We start from the raw sequence: 17,724 nt of genomic DNA, 5'->3' as shown, positions 1-17,724 counted from the left end.
TGATAGTTGTACCTTTAGTTATGGTTTCACTAATTACAAGTATAGTTAGACTTAAGAATTTAGATACATTAAAATCTATAGGAATTAAAACACTAGGAATTTTATTAGGAACTACAGGTATAGCAGCAGCTATAGGAATTGTAGTAGCTAAGGTATTTAACTTAGGACAAGGATTAACTTTTCCGGGAGCAGAAGACTTTGTAGCTAGGGAAATACCTACATTTACTCAAGTGCTAGTGGACATGCTACCATCAAATCCAATAGCAGCTATAGTAGATAATAGAATAATTCCCATAGTTATATTCTCACTATTTGTAGCTATAGCTTTAGTTACAGAAGATAATATAAATCCAACTAAAGCAAAACCTTTTAAAGATTTTGTGTTATCAGCTCATACTATAGTATCAAGAATAACTCAAATAGTATTAAAATTTATACCTTATGGAGTTTTTGCTTTAATTGCAAAGGCTGTAGCAAGCAACGGATTAGAAACTATTAAATCCTTAATATGGGTTATTGCGGCAGTTTATATAGCATCTATACTTCAGTTTATAGTGGTTTATACTCCACTTATCGTCTTTGTAGCTAAGAAAAATCCTTTAAAATTCTTCAAGGGAATCTTCCCAGCTCAAACAATGGCTTTTACAAGTCAAAGTAGCTATGGAACACTGCCAGTAACTATAAAATCTTTAGTTGAAGGAGCTGGAGTTTCTGAAAATATTGCTAGCTTTGTAGCACCTCTAGGATCGACTATAGGAATGAACGCTTGTGGAGGATTGTATCCAGCTATAGTAGCTATATTTGTTGCTAATGTATTTAATGTTGATATGACAGTTTACTCATATGCTTTAATAGTATTAACCACTATAGTATCCTCAATAGGTATTGCAGGAGTTCCAGGTTCAGCAACTATGTCTACAACAGTAGTATTAGCAACGTTAGGATTACCTATAGAAGGTATGGCAATGATAATTGCCGTTGATTCTATAATTGATATGATGAGAACAGCAACTAATGTTACAGGCTCTGCAGTGGCAGCTTTAGTAGTAGATGAAACAGAAAAGAGAAAAGTTGCTCAAAAGAGCAAATAATAAATGAATATATCATAATAATATTTAAATACATTTTAACAGTGAGTTAAATTAAATTCTGAAAACAAATAATAATAAATTCAAAATAACTTCATCCTAAAGATAATTAGCTTTAGGATGAAGTTTTTTATATGCAACTTAGCATAGGATTTATGCAGGTTAGAAGGATATGATTGTCTTAATAAATTTTAAAGAATATACTTAAACTATAGATTATAGATAATTTGAATTTTTTAACTAGTTAAAGAAGTTGTATAGAAAGGAAGGCGTTAAATGAAGATTATAATAAATGAAGTTGAAGATATTGAAGATGTTGAAATAGTAATTAACTGCAAAACAATAGATGAAAATGTGACAAGAATTATATCTAAACTTAAAGCCTTAGAAGAAAAAATAACAGGGAATAAGGATGGAAGGATATTTATTCTAGATACAAATGAGATATTTTACTTTGAGTCAGTTGATAAGAAAACTTTTATTTATATGGATAAGGAGGTTTTTCAGACACATTTAAGACTCTATGAATTAGAAGAAAGACTTAAAAATACAGATTTTTTTAGAGCTTCTAAATCTACTATTATAAATCTGCGAAAGGTAAAGAATATAGTACCTATGTTTGGAGGACGAATAGAGATACTTCTAGATAATGATGAAAAATTAGTAGTTTCACGACAGTATGTACCTATCTTAAAAAATAAATTAGATTTATAGGAGGAGTATTGTATGAAAGAATTTTTTAAGAACACATTAGAAATAAAAATAATAACATGTATGTTCTTTACATCTCAGGTTGTTATTTATACTCTTATTGCTCCTTTTTTAGGAGAAAAAAGTATTCATCTGAGTTTAATATGGCAGATGATATTTATATCTATAATTTTAACTCTTCTCCAATATGTTATATATGCATCTAATATATTTATGAAGGTAAAGATTTGGATTAAGATAATTATTCATTATATGTTGCTTGTTTTTATAGGTTATATATTAGCTAAGATCTTTAATTGGTTTGACTTAAGTAGCGGTAATAATTTTACTATTGCATTAAGCGTATTTACTGTATGTTTTATTTCTTTTACTGGATCCATTGCATTATACAATAAGGTTTCAGGGGAAAGATTTAATGAAAAATTGAAACTATATAAAAGTTCAAAATTTGATGATAAATAGGGGGATAGTAATGAATATAATTGAAACTAACAAATTAACAAAGAGTTATGGAAAAAATCGAGGAATAGTAGAGGTGAATTTGCAAGTTAAAGAAGGAGAAATTTTTGGATTTGTAGGTCCAAATGGAGCAGGAAAATCTACTACTATTAGAACTCTTTTAAATTTTAATTTTCCCACTTCTGGGTATGGAACAATTCTTGGAAAGAATATAGTAAAAGAAAGTAGTGAAATAAAAAAGCATATTGGGTATGTACCTAGTGAAGTAAAGTTTTATGATGAATCAAAGGTTAAAGATATTATAAGATATGCTGAAAGTTTTTACGAAAATGCTAATAAGGAAGATACTGATGAACTATGTAAAGAACTAGAGGTAGAGTTAGAGAAAAAAATGAGTGAATTGAGTCTTGGAAACAAGAAAAAGGTAGCTATAGTACAAGCACTTATTCATAATCCTAAGCTTTTAATTCTTGATGAACCTACTAATGGACTAGATCCACTTATACAAAAAAAACTTTTCAATATACTAGAAAAGCAGAGAGCTAAGGGAACTACAATATTCTTATCTTCTCATAATTTAGTTGAAGTTGAAAATCTATGTGATAGAGTTGCAGTAATAAAAGATGGAAAGATTATTGATGTAATTGAAATAGATAAGCTTGCCAGAAAAACGGGAGTAAAAATTACCTTAAAAGCTGAGGGGATAGATAACAAGAAGGTTGAAGAGTTTAAGGGAGAAGTTATAGAAAATAATAAAGGTGAAATAACTTTTAGTTTTATAGGAGATATTGATGAATTAATTAAAGAAATTGCTAAGTTTAATGTGGAGAAGTTACTTATAGGTGAGCATACTTTAGAGGATACATTTATGGATTATTATAAGAGGGAAGGGGAGAAGTAGGATGAATATATTCAAGTTTGAATTTAGAAGACTATTAAAATCTGCTATTATTTGGTCTGCTGTATGTGTAGGACTAGTAATAATGTTTATGGCATTATTCCCTAGTATGAAGGATAGTGGAATGCAAGAAATTGTTGCTACAAAATTAGATGCTTTGCCACCTGCACTATTAGAGGCTTTTAATCTTGAAGATGCTGTAGATTTTGGAAACATTTCAGATTATTTAGCCTATGCAATTCAATATATATCTATGGCAGCTGGAATATATGGAATAATTCTTGGAATATCTGCTTTAGTAAAAGAAGAAAGTGAAGGTACCATTGAGTTTTTATATTCTAAGCCAATTACAAGAAATAAAATAGTAACTTCAAAATTAATTTCCTCAGCAATTATATTTTACCTATTTATTGTTATAGTTGGAGTTGTAACTATGGGAATTTCTATGGCTGTAAAGCCAGAAGAGGTTGAGACTATGACACTATTAATGGATATAAAAACTTTATTTATAGGAATGGCTTTTCTCGGATATATATTTATGGCCATAGGATTTTTATTATCAGTTATAATAAAATCTAGCAAACAAGGGACATCCATTGCACTAGGAGTATTCTTTACAACTTATATATTTGGAATTATAGGGAAGATGAAAGATGAACTAGAAGGATTTTTATATTTATCACCCTTTGATTATGTAGTTCCAGCTAAGCTGCTAAAGGATGGGTTTGAAGTGAAATATGTACTTTTAGGATTAGGAATAATTGCTATATCTATTGTAACTACTTATGCTATTTATAATAAAAAGGATTTAGCCTAATAAAATATAATAACTCAATAAGATAAAGTGTGGAACTGCTATAATTAAGCTGCTTCACACTTTATTTATAATTTTATTACGGAGTATATTTAAAATTTACTGTAGCCGCCATCTACAAATAAATTTATTCTAGGAAATAAGCTTTTTCAAATCCTGCCTTTGTAGCTTGACCTATTCTACCAGGCTTTTCAGCATCGCCAATAACAGTAATTTTATTATTAAAGGTAGTTTTTAGGATGGATATAAAATCTTTATCTGCCTTAACACCAAGGGATAGTACCACATTATCCATTGTGATGGTTTCCAGAGTTTTAGTTTTCATATTTTCTACTAGAATTTCTTTATCTTTAATTTCAGTAAGCTTCATATTAGGATACATAACCACATCATATTTTTTAAGTCTAGTAGTAACATCTATTAGATTTGGAAGATATGCATCAGGTCCAATTTTATCTGCCATCTCAATTACAGTGACTTTATTACCGACATGAGCAAGGTATTCAGCGGTTTCAAGCCCAGTCATACCAGAACCTACCACCACTACATGTTTATTAGATAAAGTTATGTTTTTATTTAAGATATCCATAACATTACATACATTTCCTATGTTTGCTCCAGGAAGGTTTGGAATTATTGGATTAGCACCAATAGCTACAAATATATGATATGGATTTAAAGATTGAAGCTCTTCAATTGATGGAGCTGTATTAAGCTTAACTTCAACATTTAATCTCTTCATTTCATTTCTAAGATAATCTAGATACCAATCTAATTTTTCTTTAAGAGGAGGAGTGCTTCCAGGTACAATACTTCCACCTAGCACTTTTGATTTTTCAAAAATTGTAGGTTTAAAACCTCTTAGAGATAGTGTTCTTGCAGCCTCCATTCCAGCAGGTCCACCACCTAGAATTGCTACAACACGATTATTACCATCAGTCTTTAGATTGTTAAATTCTAGTTCTCTACCCATTCTAGAATTAACAGCACATTTTATAGTTTTGCAGTCCATAAGTTCTTGAATGCAATATAAGCAAGAAATACAAGGTCTAATTTCAGATTCTCTTCCTTCAAAGGCTTTTTTCCCCCATTCAGCATCAGCTAATTGACCTCTACCAATAGCTACAAAGTCTAAGTTATTTGATTTTAAAAGACTTTCTGCAAAATCAGGTTTTCTTATAACATCACAGGCTATGACAGGAATATTAACCACTTCTTTAATGGCTGCAGAAAGGTGTTTCTTCCATCCTTGAGGATAAGATATAGGCTCTATAATTGTGTTTACACTTTCATAGGTACCTGAACTTACATTTATAGCATTTATGCCTAAATTTTCTAAGTATTTAGCTGCCATAGCAGCATCCTCTAGAGTGAATCCACCAGGTACAAATTCGTCCCCGTCAATTCTCACAGAGATAGGAAAATCTTTGCCACAAGTTTTCTTTATACCTAGAATTATTTCAGTAATAAATTTCATACGTCCTTCAAAGTTTCCACCATATTTATCAGTTCTAAGGTTTGTAAGTGGACTCATAAATTGTCCAATTAAATATCCATGAGCACCATGAAGCTCAACACCATCTATACCAGCAGATTTGGCAATATAAGCTCCAAAAACGAATTTTTTAACTAAACCTTCAACCTCTTCTGTAGAAAGTTCTCTAGGCATTTCTCCTATGGCAGATGACATTACTGGGCTTGGAGCAGTTATTTGTCTTCCACCAATTATGTTCCCATGGCTTTCTCTACCAGGATGATGAAGTTGTAAGAATATTTTAGTATCATACCTATGAACTGCATTAGCAAGCCTTTCCAGTCTAGGAATATGCTTTAAGTCCATTGCACAAAGTTGGTTTGGAGTACCAATACCACTTTCATCATCAACTCTAGTAATTTCAGTAATTATAAGTCCACAACCACCTTTAGCTCTCTCCTCATAGTATCTAATGATTTCATCAGATGCTTCACCAGTAAAGCTAGACAAAGAAGTCCCCATAGCAGGCATAACGATTCTGTTTTTAATTTCTAATTTACCTATTTGTCCTTTAGAAAAAATAGCTTCATATTTCATTAATTAATCACCTCTAAGTTAAGTATATTAGATTGTTAAAAAATATATAATGTATATGGTAGTCAAATATAATTGACATTATTGTGCACAGTGCACTACAATTTAATTAAGGGGTGTGATGATATGAGTATATCAGAGATTGAACATTATACATCTGTTTTATTTGATTCCTATTTATCTAATAAAGGTCTTAATCATATAGTTAAAGTTGCTTCGGAAATGTTAAAGAATCCAGTTATAGTAATAAATTTCAGTTATAAAATATTAGCTCACTCGGATGAAGAGAAAGTTAATGATGAAATTTGGAGAGGTAATATAAAACAAGGGTTTTGTTCCTATGAATTTATAACATCAGTAAGAAATCTTTCAAGTGTCCAACAAGGGCTAGAGAAAGATGAGGTTTATGAGGTAGAATGTCCAGAGAGTCCTAACAAAAAACTAATATGTAAGATTAAAGTTAATAATAAGCATATCGGGAATATAATATTACTTCAGTGCGAAAATGAATTTTCATATTATGATGAAAAACTATTGTCAATAACAAGTAGAGTTATTGGGGAAGAAATGAAGAAAAGTGATATGTATAGAAATACAAATAATACTTTATATGATGAATTAATTTATGATATTCTGGATAATAACTTAACTAAAAGAGAGTTAAAGAAAAGACTACAGGCTTCTGAATTTCAATTCTCTAAGGAAATTTATGTTTTAGTTTTTGATATATCAAATTATGATTCAAAGGGAAAATCCTTTAGCTACCTTCATGATAGGTTTCAGTCCTTTTTTTATGTAGATAATTCGGTGTATTATAATAACAATATTATATTCATATGGGATAAGAATATTGAAAATATGAGTAATGAATATAAAAATAAAATGAATAAATTTTTAAAGGATAGTTGCATAAGATTAGGAATTAGCAAAGTGTTTCATGACATTTTAGATTGTAAAAAGTATTATGAACAAGGGGTAAAGGCTTTGAATATAGGTAAACTAGTTTACCCAGAGGCTCTAAGCATAAGCTACGATAGTATACTTATATATGAACTTATTGATTCAAATCCTAAGATGTCTTTTGAAGATTTTAAAAATACAACTCTAGAGAAACTAAAAGCCTATGATTATGAAAAAAACACAGATTTATATAAAACTTTATTGGTATATTTAAAAAATAATAAGAGTATACAACATTCAGCGGAAGAACTATTTATTCATAGAAATACTATGAGAATTAGATTACAAAAAATATTTGAATTAACTGATGTTAATTTTAATAATGTGGAGGAAATTTTCAATATATATTTAGCCTATAAAGTTAATGAATTTGTTAATAAAAGTAATGGTGCATTTTAAGTAAAGTAGGTTTTAGTTACTATTTTGGAAATAATATAAATATGATATTTAAATTTATATAAATAAATACCTAGCACTATAGTTAAAGAGCTAGGTATTTATTTTCATTTAATATTTAGTTCTTCTTTGTTTCATGATAACTAAACCTACTCCTAAGAAAGCTACTGAAAAAGCTAGCATTATTAACATTTCAAATAGGAGTGGAGTGAGAGTATCTATATTAAATGTTGATAGGGAGTTAAGTTTATCGTTTATATTTATAAACCAGTATACAGGATTAAATATAGCAGTACTTTTTACTGTTTCGCTGAGAAGTTGTTGAGGAACAAAGGCTCCTCCTAAGAAGCAACAACCTAAAGACACAAGGTTAGAAATTGGACCTATGGAATTTTTAGTGGATATATTGCTAATTAAGAAGCTAAGGCATAAACAAGTTATTGTAAATATTAGAGAATTTATACCATGTAACACTCCTCTAAAAGAAAACATGTCTTTAGGATACATTACTATTGCTAGTGCCATGAATATAGTCCAAGTAGATAATGCTAAAATCATATCTCCTAAAAATATCTGCATGTTGAAGTTATAGGAATTAATAGGTGAGCATAAATTTCTCCTTTTTAAATCTGGAGAATTGAAAATATTTGATACTATAGATATTCCAAGTATTAACATACACAGCATAGGATAAGCTAAATAATTAAAGTAATAGGTAACGCTACTTTTAGTATCTTCTTTAATATCCTTTGCTAAAGTAACTTCTGTATCTATAGATAAATCTTTATTTACTAGATCACTTATTTTTTCAAAGTCTAAGTTATTAGTATTATCAATGTAAACTTTGGTTGTGTTAAGATAATTATTTATCATTGACTTTATAAAAATACTACTGGAAGAGTTAGAAATACTTTTAGTTTCTAAAGTAAGTGAATTATCTTGAAGAAAGCTATCTTCAAATCCTTTTGGGATGGTGATTACAATTTCTGCTTCTCTAAAAAATAATGCATCTCTTATTCCTTCATCAGTAGTTTTAATTTTTACCAATTTAGAATTATCTTCAATGTATGCTTCTAAATTATTTGAAAGAGGAGAATTATCATTATTTAAAACTGCGACTTTACATTTTTCAGTTTCAAAAGTGGTTGAATCTGTAGAAGTACCAACATTACTAAAAACAATTGTCATAAATATAAATATAGCCATATAAAGCAGTAAAGAGGAAAGGGCACTTTTTTTTACTATTCTAAAATACTGTTTAAATACTTGCATACTTTTGCCTCCTTAAAACTAGATAAGTAACTATTGAGAATATAACTCCATACAAGGATAGAAGACCTAGATTAAGAAAATATCTATCAAAGGTACTATAATAGTATAATGAATAAAATCCGTCAGTAATTAAGTTAACAGGATTTATATAGGATAAGATAGGAAATTTATCTTGAATGAAGTATTTAATCTGAACTGCCATCATTCCAGACAAAAAAGAGCAGACCATTGTAAATGCCAGTAAAATTCCTTCTTTTACGCTAGCTTTTTTATTAATTAAAGAACTTACCATGGCACCCAAAGTTATTCCATTAAAACAGCCTACAAAGCAAAGTAAAATTACATAACCTATGGAGTTACCAAAGTCTATTTTTAAAATTTGAGAAATATATAGTATAACTATTAGGACTGTTGAAAAATAAAATAATAAAGTAGCACTTATAGCAGCTAAAAAAGTTTTTATTTTATTTACAGGAGCTATATTAATTCTTGCTGCTCTTTGAGATTGATTTCCTTGGATGTTTATAACATCAGTACAACCAGGGGTTGAACCTAGAATGCAAGTCATAGCTAAAAGGGTATAAAAATAAATTACAACTACGTTTGTAGAGCTATTCAATTCTTTATCTTTAGTGTAATTATTATAAATAGCAATATTACTCATAAAATCTTCATTCATAATACTTGGGTTTATGGATACTAAATTTGATATGGTGGAATACTTTTGACTATAACTATCTACAAAGGTTTTTATTATGGACTCGTTAATACCAGACTTTGCAACAGTTATTTCAATATTATTTACAAAGGTTATATACCCTGAAATTTTACCTTTAGAAAGAAATTCTTTCGCACTATTCTCATCAGTACTTTCTATATTAAATAAATCACTTTCCTTCATAGCTGTAGAAAAGCTTTCAGGTATATTGCTATTACTTACAAGAGCAATATTAACATTCTCAAACTCTTCACCGGTGAGTATATTTGAAAAGGCTAAATTGAAAATTGTAGCTAATACAATTGGAAATAATAAGGTCCAAAAGACACTTAATTTATCTCTAAAACGACATTTAAGTTGATACTTAAAAATATGCCAAAACATTCTATATTCCTCCTTTAATCTCTAAGCTCTTTACCAGTAATTTCCAAGAATACATCATTTAAGGTAGGTTGCTCCGAGTAAATTTTCCCATAACTTATTTTATTATCTCCAATATAACTAACAATGTCCCCAAGACAACTATGTCCACTTTTTGTTCTAATATTTAGTAAATTATTTTTATAGCCTACTGATATAACATTAGGGAGAATATTTATATTTTTTATATGATTTTCATTTAAATTAAAGGCCTCAATAGTTATTTTCTCACCTAAATCAATAATTGACTTTAGTTCTTCCTTTGTGCCTTTAGCAATAACTTTACCCTTGTCCATAATAGCGATTGAAGTACAAAGCTGTTCAATTTCTTCCATGTAGTGTGAGGTATATATAATTGTGGCTCCTTCAGCATTTAATTTTTTTATTCCCTCTAAAATGTGATTTCTACTCTGAGGGTCAACAGCTACCGTTGGCTCGTCTAAAATGATTAGTTTTGGATTATGAGCTATACCACACGCAATGTTTAATCTTCTAAGAAGTCCTCCACTTAACTTTTTAGGAATAAATTTTTTGTAGTCTGAAAGTCCAACAAAATCAATAGCCCTCTCCACAAGTCCTTTTCGTTCCTTCTTATTTGTTACATATAATCCACAGAAATAATCAATGTTTTCATATACTGTTAATTCATCAAATACGGCCACATTTTGCATGACGATTCCAATGTCTTTTTTTACTTTATAATTTGTTGGAGTCATTTCCTCTCCTAAGATTTCAATAGTTCCTTTATCATATTTAAGCAGAGATAGCATACAGTTTATGGTAGTAGTTTTACCAGAACCATTTGGACCTAAAAGACCAAATATTTCACCTTTTTTAATATCCAAATTTAAGTGATCTAAAGCAATTAGTTCACCATATCTTTTTACTAGGTTTTCTATTTTTACAATCATAGTTAATACTCCTTACTTTATTTAGTTTATACTTATAGTTTATTAGAGAATCTCTTTGTAGGTAAGTGCTATTTGTCATGAATGTTACATTACATTTGTCACTTTAGGCATCTTCACAAAATAAATAAGTCAGAATGCTCATCTATTTTGTGTTATACTGCGTCAACAGAACCCTTAGATAGTGCTACTATCTGCGGAACCTGTTTCCTTGTCTAACTCAAAATATACTTCCCATCTTTGACTTATTATTTATTTTCAGGTGCCTAAGAAAAAACTTAAAACTATAAAGAAATAGAATTTGAAACAAACTGTTTCAGCCTTATAATTAAAGAGTAATAAAATTAACTCAGACAATTAAGGATGATGCAGTTTTTTATTTTCCCTTTAAAAAAGCATAATTATGGAAAATATAATAGCTATATAATCACAGGAGTAATTATTATATAAAGGTATCATACTAAGTGTATTAGTATAAAAAATAGTAGATATTTAAAGGAGAGGACTTTTATGCCTTATATAAACTTTAAAGAAGAAGTGTTTAAGGGAAAGAAAGAGCTATATAAAAGAATAGAAAATAATAAGAAACTCTATGTTGAAATAAAAAATGATATTAATAAAATTATCATCCAACCAGATGAAAAGTATAGTTTTAGAATCATTAAAGATAGAACTATAAATAATTATAAAACTGAAAATGAGGGGGATTTTTTAGAGATTACTGATAAGAATATCATATGTACTGAGTTTATAAAGTGTAAATTTTATAATATAAAATTTAAAAATTGCACATTTGTGGCCTGTAGGTTCATAGAATGTGACTTTGGGGGTGGAGGAGTAATTTTTGAAAATTGTACTATGATTTTAGAAGAAATTAATAATGTACCATCACTAAATAAAAAGGATAATCTATCTTGCAGTTTTGAAAAATGTAAATTATACTGTAAGTTTTTAAGCTGTAATATTACATATTTAATAATTGATGAATGTGAACTTAAAGATACATCTTTTGAACTTACAGATATGTCTAACGTTATAATTATAAATTCTTATATGAAAAGGATTAATTTAATGGATGTGGATTTATCAGGAGGGAAAATAATATCAACATATATGGAAGACTTAGAATTTAATGATAAGTTAAAAAGTAAACTGGATCCAAAAACTTTTTTTGATAAAATTCAACCAAAGAAAAAAACAAAGACAGAGTATGAAGGAATATATACTGTATATGAAACTATTGCTGATAAATATAATGAAAATAATTTGAAGAACAACTTTGGAGAATACTATTATCTTTGTAAAAATATGCAAAGAAAAAGTTTGAAAAAGCTATTACCCAAAATAATATCTTATATTTATTGGTTTACCTGTGGATATGGAGAACGAATGCTATATCCATTAATAACTTCTTTAGTTTTAATATTAATTTTTGCAACTATGTATTTGACTTTTGGATATTCATCACAAAACCAAATAATTAGTTACTGGTGGGGTATAGGGTTACCCAAAAGTTTTAATGAATTTCTGAGTCAAGTGAATCAATGTATTAATATAAGTGTTGAATTATTTACAGGATTAGGATCTGATAATGAAACACCAATACCAGCTTCTTATATAGTGGCAAATACTGAAATGATAGTAGGAGTAATTATGATAGGGGTTGGAATAGGTACCTTAACAAGAAAATTAGTAAGATAAATTATAATAAAGATTTTAGTTGCGTAACAAAAGTTACAGACCTATTATAGAAATCTAGTTATAATTAAGCTATAGTAAATATAGTTTAATTTAAATTTGGTGTTGAAATTAAACAAAAAATAAGTATGCTAAAAAATATAATTTTGAGGATTATACTAAATGAGATTAAATAATAGGTTTAGGAGGATTTGTTATGAAGAGAAAAATAATTAAGATTCATGAGGAAAAGTGTAATGGCTGCGGATTATGTGTTACGGCTTGTCATGAAAAAGCTATAGAATTAGTCAATGGAAAGGCAAAGCTTGTTAGCGATATATATTGTGATGGACTAGGAGATTGCTTACCCAATTGTCCTACAGCAGCTATAGAAATTATAGAAAGAGAAGCAGATGAATATGATGATGATGCAGTAAAGGCAAGAATTTTAGAATTAGATAATAAGCCTAAAGAGACTAAAGATATAAACATTGGTGGGGAAGAAAAGTTGCCATGTGGATGTCCTGGAACAATGGCTAAAACTATTGAAAGAAAACCAATAATCACTATGGAAACTATGCCTAAAAAAAGAGAGATTACTACTGAAAACAACTCTGAGCTTATGCAATGGCCGGTACAATTGAACTTAATAAATACTAATGCCCCATATCTAAAGGATGCTAACTTATTAATAGCAGCGGATTGTACAGCTTATGCTTATGGAAATTTCCATAGAGACTTTATGAAGGATAAAGTTACAATAATAGGATGTCCAAAACTCGATGACAATGAACATTATAAGAATAAATTAACTGAAATACTTAAGAAGAACAATATAAAGAGTATAACTGTAGTTAGAATGGAAGTGCCATGCTGCTCAGGAATAGTAGCTTCAGTTAAAAGTGCTATGCTTCAAGCACAAATAATAGTTCCTTATAAAGAAGTAACCATTGGAACTAATGGCGATATAATAGAGGGATAATTGAATATAATTTAAAATATTTTGAGTGTAGAGCTATCTATAAATCGGTTAACTTAATAGATTTAACTAATTTATAGATAGCTCTTAGTGTTGCGTAAATATTTGCAAATTTTAAAGAGGGATAATAGAAAACTAATGGAATAAAAGGGTAATATAATGTATAGTAAATACAAAGATGAAAAAATCCATAGGGAGGAAATAAGTACCTATGTCAAATTCAATAATAACAAAAAAAGCATTAGCTAAATCTTTGAAGGAATTAATGAATTCTATCCCTTTAAATAAGATATCTGTTAAAGGGATAGTTAATAATTGTGGATTAAATAGACAAACATTTTACTATCATTTTCAAGATATATACAATCTACTGGAATGGATTTATGAAACAGAAGCCGTAGAAAGCATATCACAATACAGAAGTTATAACACATGGACTGATGGATTTCAAAAGATTTTCAACTATATAGAAAGCAATAGAAAATTTTGCATGAATACTTTAAATTCTTTAGGAAAGAATCACCTGGATTCATATCTTTACACAGTTACTTATGATTTAATTATTGGAGTAGTTAATGAAGTTTCTCAGAATATGAGAGCTACAGAAGACAATAAAAAGTTTATTACAAATTTTTATACTCTAGCATTTACAGGATTGGTAATCCAATGGATGAATGGTGGAATGAAGGAAGATTCTCACAAGATTATTGAGAAGTTAAGTGAATTAGTAGAAGGTAACTTTATGAGAGCATTAGAGAGATATGAAAAGGATGCATAATAAATATATACATCATGCATCCTTTAAAACTTATATATTCTTTAAAGTATTAGTGTAATTATAAAATATTACATATAACTATGATTTAAAAGTTACTTTAGTTTATTACCATCTTCATCAATATAAAACCATTGATTACCTAATTTTACAGATATAGGAGATGTATCCCCAAAAGAAGGAGTAATTTCATCATATATGATATCTGTAAACTTATTAGAGGATTTGTTATAAAGCCCCCATTTATTATCTTTGCTTACTAAAAAGATATTTTCAGTATAGGGGTTAATAGTATCATATTCACACTTTAAAATTTCCTTTTGAGTTTTATCTATAAGCCCCCATTTACCATTTAGGCATACTTGAAATATATTTCTTGATGAATCAATATTATAAACTTCATCATAAATAGGAGGAACTAGCTCAATTCCATTAGAAGCTAAGATACCACACTTGTCTAACTTATAAATGGTAGCAAAGCCATTGTAGAATGGATAAATTTCTGTGTAGTCTGTAGAAAGTATAATTTCACCCTGTTTATTTATAAATACATTTTTACAACCATCTTCATTTACATAGCTAGCAGCAAACATATCATCTTCAGAGCCTAAGTCAATATGTTCAAACTTAGGTTCAAAGAGCAATTCTCCTTTAGCATTCATAAGAGCAACTTTGTTATCTAAAGAAGCTACCAAAATATCATTTTCCCAAAAAGAATTTATATAATCATATTTAAATGGAATGACAACATCACCATTCTTGTCTATACACCCAGTCTTACCATCAAGATATACTGTAGCTAGTCCATTAAAAAATGAATCAGCCCCATCGTAAATAGGTTTAATTATCATTTCATCTTTCGTATTTATATAACCAAACTTTCCATCTATGTCTACAGGAGCTATACCATCATTGAAGTTTAAGTAATAAGAATATTTGGGTTCTACTATGGTTTTATTTTCTAGATTTACAAAACCAAATTTTCCGTTGCTTTCAAGACAAACTATAGAATTGTTAGGCATTATAGCAGTATACTTGGGCTCTACCTTTAAATTTGCATTTAAAGCTATAAAGCCTTGGTAATTGTTTTCTGTTATAATGGCTATATTTTCCTCTCCACAATTATATAATGAAATTGGGGTTTCAGATACTAAATCAACTACTATATTGTTTTTAAAGTCTATACAACCATACTTACTGTTCTTTTTAACAGAAATGAGAGTATCAGATACAATAGTAGCTTCTTCATAATCAAAAGGAATTATCACATTATTTTTTTTATCAATAGCACCCCAAAATCCATCTTTTTTTACAGGGGCTATATTATTATAAAATGAATGTGCTTCATCATAGCTTGGAGTTATAACTAGATTTTCTTCTATATCAATAAATCCCCAGAGACCTCTAAGTTTAACTGCTGCTAGGCCATCAGTGAAAGAGTAGGCTTCTTCATATTTATTATTGTTATTACAACCACTTAGAACAACACAGAAAATTAATAATAATATTAATATAATTTTATTTAAAATCTTCATATATCCTCCTTTTAAAATATTATTTACTATATTTTAACATTATATTTTCTAGAGGTATACCAAATTTAGCAAAAAATAAAAAATGCAGTATTATGTAAAATACCGCATTTTGGCTATATATTAGATGTAAATCTATTTTCTTTTATTAGATATTTCAATGTTTACTTTTCTTTTACCAAACATTTTTCCTTTAGAATTCTCTAATATTATATTTACAAGATTGCTAGGTACATCAACAAAGGAGAACTTATCAAGGATATCAATTCTTCCAATTTCTTTACCTTTAACACCGGCAGTGTTATCTAAAAATTCAATAACATCTTTAGCTCTGGCCTTGTCGAGCTTTCCTATAGATAAGAATAATCTTGTTGTATCATCTACATCTACAGACTCTTCAGCATAGTTACAATTTAATTCTTTATCAAACATTAATTTAAGTAAAGAAGCAGTAACATCTTCAGCACCATACTCATTTATTAGTTCTTTAGCCATAGGCAAGAATGTGTTATATGAGTCTTCTTGTAATACATTTCCAATGTTTTCTATTAAACTTCCAGATTTAGCAGAGAATATATCAGCTAAAGTAGGAATGTCTTTTTTTACTATTTTACTTTTAGTATGATTTTCTATTTGTCTTATAAAAGAAACTTCTTTTCTTGAAGCAAAGCTATAAGCAATCCCTTCTTTATTAGCTCTTCCAGTTCTTCCTATTCTATGCACATAAGATTCTATATCTTGTGGCAAGTCATAGTTAATAACATGAGTAACATCTTCAACATCAATTCCACGAGCTGCAACATCAGTAGCTACAAGGAAATGTAGTTGTCCGCTCTTAAATTTAGCTAATGTGTTCATTCTTTGGCTTTGTTTCATATCTCCGTGCATACCTTCAACACTATAGCCTTTACCATGTAAAGCATCAACTAATTCATCTACACCTTTTTTAGTTTTACAGAACATTATTGTTGTAGTTGGATTATCTACGTCTAAAATTCTACAAAGTGAATCAAATTTATTAGATGAGTTAACTAAAAAGTATGATTGTTGTATTTTGGATACAGTCATGGATTTTTTAGCTATTACAATATGTTGAGCATCAGGTTTCATGTAATTTTTAGATAGGTTTTTTATTGGTCTTGGCATTGTAGCAGAGAATAAAAGCGTTTGTCTTTCCTCATTTAAGTTAGATAGGATACTTTCAATATCCTCAATAAATCCCATGTTTAACATTTCATCAGCTTCGTCTAAAACTAAAAATTTAACATTTTGAAGTTTTAATGTTCTTCTATTAATGTGATCTAATATTCTTCCAGGAGTTCCAACTACAATATCCACTCCTCTTTTTAGAGCAGAAAGTTGTCTGTCAAAGGATTGACCACCATAGATTGGTAGGATTTTATACTTTTCATACTTACACAATTTCAAAAGTTCTTCGCTAACCTGAATAGCTAATTCTCTTGTTGGAGCTAATATTAAGGTTTGGATAGCTCCACCCTTAGGACCCATGTTGCTAAGAATAGGTGCTCCGAAGGCAAGGGTTTTACCAGTTCCTGTTTGCGCTTGACCTATTATATCGTAACCTTGTAAACTTACAGGAATGCTTTTCTCTTGTATATCACTAGGATTTTCAAAGTTTAAGTCATTTATAGACTTTAATATGGAATCCTTAAGTCCAAGTTCTTCAAATTTAGTTTTTATCATTCATATTCCTCTTCTCTTTTTTCTTTAAATACATCTAATAGTAACACAGTAAATCCATAATAGCAATTGTAAACTAAAATTTTATCCTTAAGTATTTATCCTAAGTATAATGAAATAAATAAAAATTATGCAGGTGGAAATATAAAACTCTATTACATTTATAGAAAATCATATATTATATTATGTGTAGATATAATTAGAATTATAGGTATAATTATATATAGATATTTTAAAGTAAGGAGAATATATGAAAAAATTTTTATTTGATACAATGGAAACATATTTGGGTTTCTTTTCTTATAGTTATTAACCTAAGTCCATTTTCCAAATATGTTTCCATTGTAT

At 28.8% G+C, this 17,724-nt stretch carries 15 protein-coding genes; 9 read left to right on the top strand and 6 right to left on the bottom strand.

Annotated elements, in window-relative coordinates; translation table 11 throughout:
- The 5 genes from B2671_RS10540 to B2671_RS10520 all read left to right on the top strand — a co-directional run.
- Nucleotides 1-1,091: dicarboxylate/amino acid:cation symporter (locus B2671_RS10540; RefSeq protein WP_346870380.1), on the top strand; the 1,091-nt coding region annotated here is incomplete at its 5' end.
- 273 nt (nucleotides 1,092-1,364) lie between these two features.
- On the top strand, nucleotides 1,365-1,802 hold the full coding sequence (locus B2671_RS10535; protein ID WP_346870379.1) for a LytTR family DNA-binding domain-containing protein: 438 nt from the start codon (nucleotides 1,365-1,367) through the stop codon (nucleotides 1,800-1,802).
- A 12-nt stretch (nucleotides 1,803-1,814) separates the two neighbouring features.
- Nucleotides 1,815-2,261, top strand: a complete 447-nt coding sequence (locus B2671_RS10530) for a hypothetical protein (protein WP_346870378.1) — start codon at nucleotides 1,815-1,817, stop codon at nucleotides 2,259-2,261.
- Nucleotides 2,262-2,271: 10 nt separating this feature from the next.
- Nucleotides 2,272-3,159, top strand: a complete 888-nt coding sequence (locus tag B2671_RS10525; protein ID WP_346870377.1) for an ABC transporter ATP-binding protein — start codon at nucleotides 2,272-2,274, stop codon at nucleotides 3,157-3,159.
- Nucleotide 3,160: 1 nt separating this feature from the next.
- Nucleotides 3,161-3,973 carry an ABC transporter permease subunit gene (locus tag B2671_RS10520; RefSeq protein ID WP_346870376.1) on the top strand — a complete coding sequence of 271 codons (813 nt, stop codon included), beginning with the start codon at nucleotides 3,161-3,163 and terminating at the stop codon, nucleotides 3,971-3,973.
- Between the two features lie 124 nt (nucleotides 3,974-4,097).
- Here the strand turns inward: B2671_RS10520 and B2671_RS10515 are convergent, their stop codons facing one another.
- On the bottom strand, nucleotides 4,098-6,041 hold the full coding sequence (locus B2671_RS10515) for an NAD(P)/FAD-dependent oxidoreductase (protein ID WP_346870375.1): 1,944 nt from the start codon (nucleotides 6,039-6,041) through the stop codon (nucleotides 4,098-4,100).
- A 123-nt stretch (nucleotides 6,042-6,164) separates the two neighbouring features.
- On the opposite strand from B2671_RS10515, the gene B2671_RS10510 reads away from it, so the two are divergent.
- Nucleotides 6,165-7,397: a PucR family transcriptional regulator gene (locus tag B2671_RS10510; protein ID WP_346870374.1), complete on the top strand. Its 1,233-nt coding sequence runs from the start codon at nucleotides 6,165-6,167 to the stop codon at nucleotides 7,395-7,397.
- 108 nt (nucleotides 7,398-7,505) lie between these two features.
- Here the strand turns inward: B2671_RS10510 and B2671_RS10505 are convergent, their stop codons facing one another.
- From B2671_RS10505 to B2671_RS10495, 3 genes are read right to left on the bottom strand one after another with little or no spacing between them, the layout of a single operon-like run.
- Nucleotides 7,506-8,666 carry an ABC transporter permease gene (locus B2671_RS10505; protein WP_346870373.1) on the bottom strand — a complete coding sequence of 387 codons (1,161 nt, stop codon included), beginning with the start codon at nucleotides 8,664-8,666 and terminating at the stop codon, nucleotides 7,506-7,508.
- Nucleotides 8,653-9,768 carry an ABC transporter permease gene (locus tag B2671_RS10500; RefSeq protein ID WP_346870372.1) on the bottom strand — a complete coding sequence of 372 codons (1,116 nt, stop codon included), beginning with the start codon at nucleotides 9,766-9,768 and terminating at the stop codon, nucleotides 8,653-8,655. The genes B2671_RS10505 and B2671_RS10500 overlap by 14 nt, the downstream gene beginning before the upstream one ends.
- A 14-nt stretch (nucleotides 9,769-9,782) precedes the next feature.
- Entirely contained in the window at nucleotides 9,783-10,715 is a 933-nt protein-coding gene (locus tag B2671_RS10495) for an ABC transporter ATP-binding protein (RefSeq protein WP_346870371.1), read from the bottom strand.
- 507 nt (nucleotides 10,716-11,222) lie between these two features.
- On the opposite strand from B2671_RS10495, the gene B2671_RS10490 reads away from it, so the two are divergent.
- From B2671_RS10490 to dhaS, 3 genes are all read left to right on the top strand, one after another.
- Nucleotides 11,223-12,413: a pentapeptide repeat-containing protein gene (locus B2671_RS10490; protein WP_346870370.1), complete on the top strand. Its 1,191-nt coding sequence runs from the start codon at nucleotides 11,223-11,225 to the stop codon at nucleotides 12,411-12,413.
- A gap of 193 nt (nucleotides 12,414-12,606) precedes the next feature.
- Nucleotides 12,607-13,371: a 4Fe-4S dicluster domain-containing protein gene (locus B2671_RS10485; RefSeq protein ID WP_346870369.1), complete on the top strand. Its 765-nt coding sequence runs from the start codon at nucleotides 12,607-12,609 to the stop codon at nucleotides 13,369-13,371.
- 208 nt (nucleotides 13,372-13,579) lie between these two features.
- The gene (dhaS, locus tag B2671_RS10480) at nucleotides 13,580-14,146 is read left to right on the top strand and encodes a dihydroxyacetone kinase transcriptional activator DhaS (RefSeq protein ID WP_346870368.1); all 567 of its coding nucleotides are present in this window, start codon (nucleotides 13,580-13,582) and stop codon (nucleotides 14,144-14,146) included.
- 92 nt (nucleotides 14,147-14,238) lie between these two features.
- Here dhaS and B2671_RS10475 read toward each other — a convergent pair whose 3' ends face one another.
- Nucleotides 14,239-15,678: a WG repeat-containing protein gene (locus B2671_RS10475; RefSeq protein WP_346870367.1), complete on the bottom strand. Its 1,440-nt coding sequence runs from the start codon at nucleotides 15,676-15,678 to the stop codon at nucleotides 14,239-14,241.
- 132 nt (nucleotides 15,679-15,810) lie between these two features.
- Nucleotides 15,811-17,379: a DEAD/DEAH box helicase gene (locus tag B2671_RS10470; RefSeq protein WP_346870366.1), complete on the bottom strand. Its 1,569-nt coding sequence runs from the start codon at nucleotides 17,377-17,379 to the stop codon at nucleotides 15,811-15,813.
- Between the last annotated feature and the right edge of the window lie 345 nt (nucleotides 17,380-17,724).

It is taken from the genome of Clostridium sp. UBA5119 (assembly GCF_002414285.1).
GTDB lineage: Bacteria > Bacillota > Clostridia > Clostridiales > Clostridiaceae > Clostridium_J > Clostridium_J sulfidigenes.
Note: the sequence above shows the minus strand (reverse complement) of the source record. Positions and strands in the feature narration are given on the sequence as shown.

Coding starts and splice junctions, on each gene's coding strand:
- B2671_RS10535 (WP_346870379.1), top strand. CDS start 1,365: ATGAAGATTATAATAAATGAAGTTGAAGATATTGAAGATGTTGAAATA.
- B2671_RS10530 (WP_346870378.1), top strand. CDS start 1,815: ATGAAAGAATTTTTTAAGAACACATTAGAAATAAAAATAATAACATGT.
- B2671_RS10525 (WP_346870377.1), top strand. CDS start 2,272: ATGAATATAATTGAAACTAACAAATTAACAAAGAGTTATGGAAAAAAT.
- B2671_RS10520 (WP_346870376.1), top strand. CDS start 3,161: ATGAATATATTCAAGTTTGAATTTAGAAGACTATTAAAATCTGCTATT.
- B2671_RS10515 (WP_346870375.1), bottom strand. CDS start 6,041: ATGAAATATGAAGCTATTTTTTCTAAAGGACAAATAGGTAAATTAGAA.
- B2671_RS10510 (WP_346870374.1), top strand. CDS start 6,165: ATGAGTATATCAGAGATTGAACATTATACATCTGTTTTATTTGATTCC.
- B2671_RS10505 (WP_346870373.1), bottom strand. CDS start 8,666: ATGCAAGTATTTAAACAGTATTTTAGAATAGTAAAAAAAAGTGCCCTT.
- B2671_RS10500 (WP_346870372.1), bottom strand. CDS start 9,768: ATGTTTTGGCATATTTTTAAGTATCAACTTAAATGTCGTTTTAGAGAT.
- B2671_RS10495 (WP_346870371.1), bottom strand. CDS start 10,715: ATGATTGTAAAAATAGAAAACCTAGTAAAAAGATATGGTGAACTAATT.
- B2671_RS10490 (WP_346870370.1), top strand. CDS start 11,223: ATGCCTTATATAAACTTTAAAGAAGAAGTGTTTAAGGGAAAGAAAGAG.
- B2671_RS10485 (WP_346870369.1), top strand. CDS start 12,607: ATGAAGAGAAAAATAATTAAGATTCATGAGGAAAAGTGTAATGGCTGC.
- dhaS (WP_346870368.1), top strand. CDS start 13,580: ATGTCAAATTCAATAATAACAAAAAAAGCATTAGCTAAATCTTTGAAG.
- B2671_RS10475 (WP_346870367.1), bottom strand. CDS start 15,678: ATGAAGATTTTAAATAAAATTATATTAATATTATTATTAATTTTCTGT.
- B2671_RS10470 (WP_346870366.1), bottom strand. CDS start 17,379: ATGATAAAAACTAAATTTGAAGAACTTGGACTTAAGGATTCCATATTA.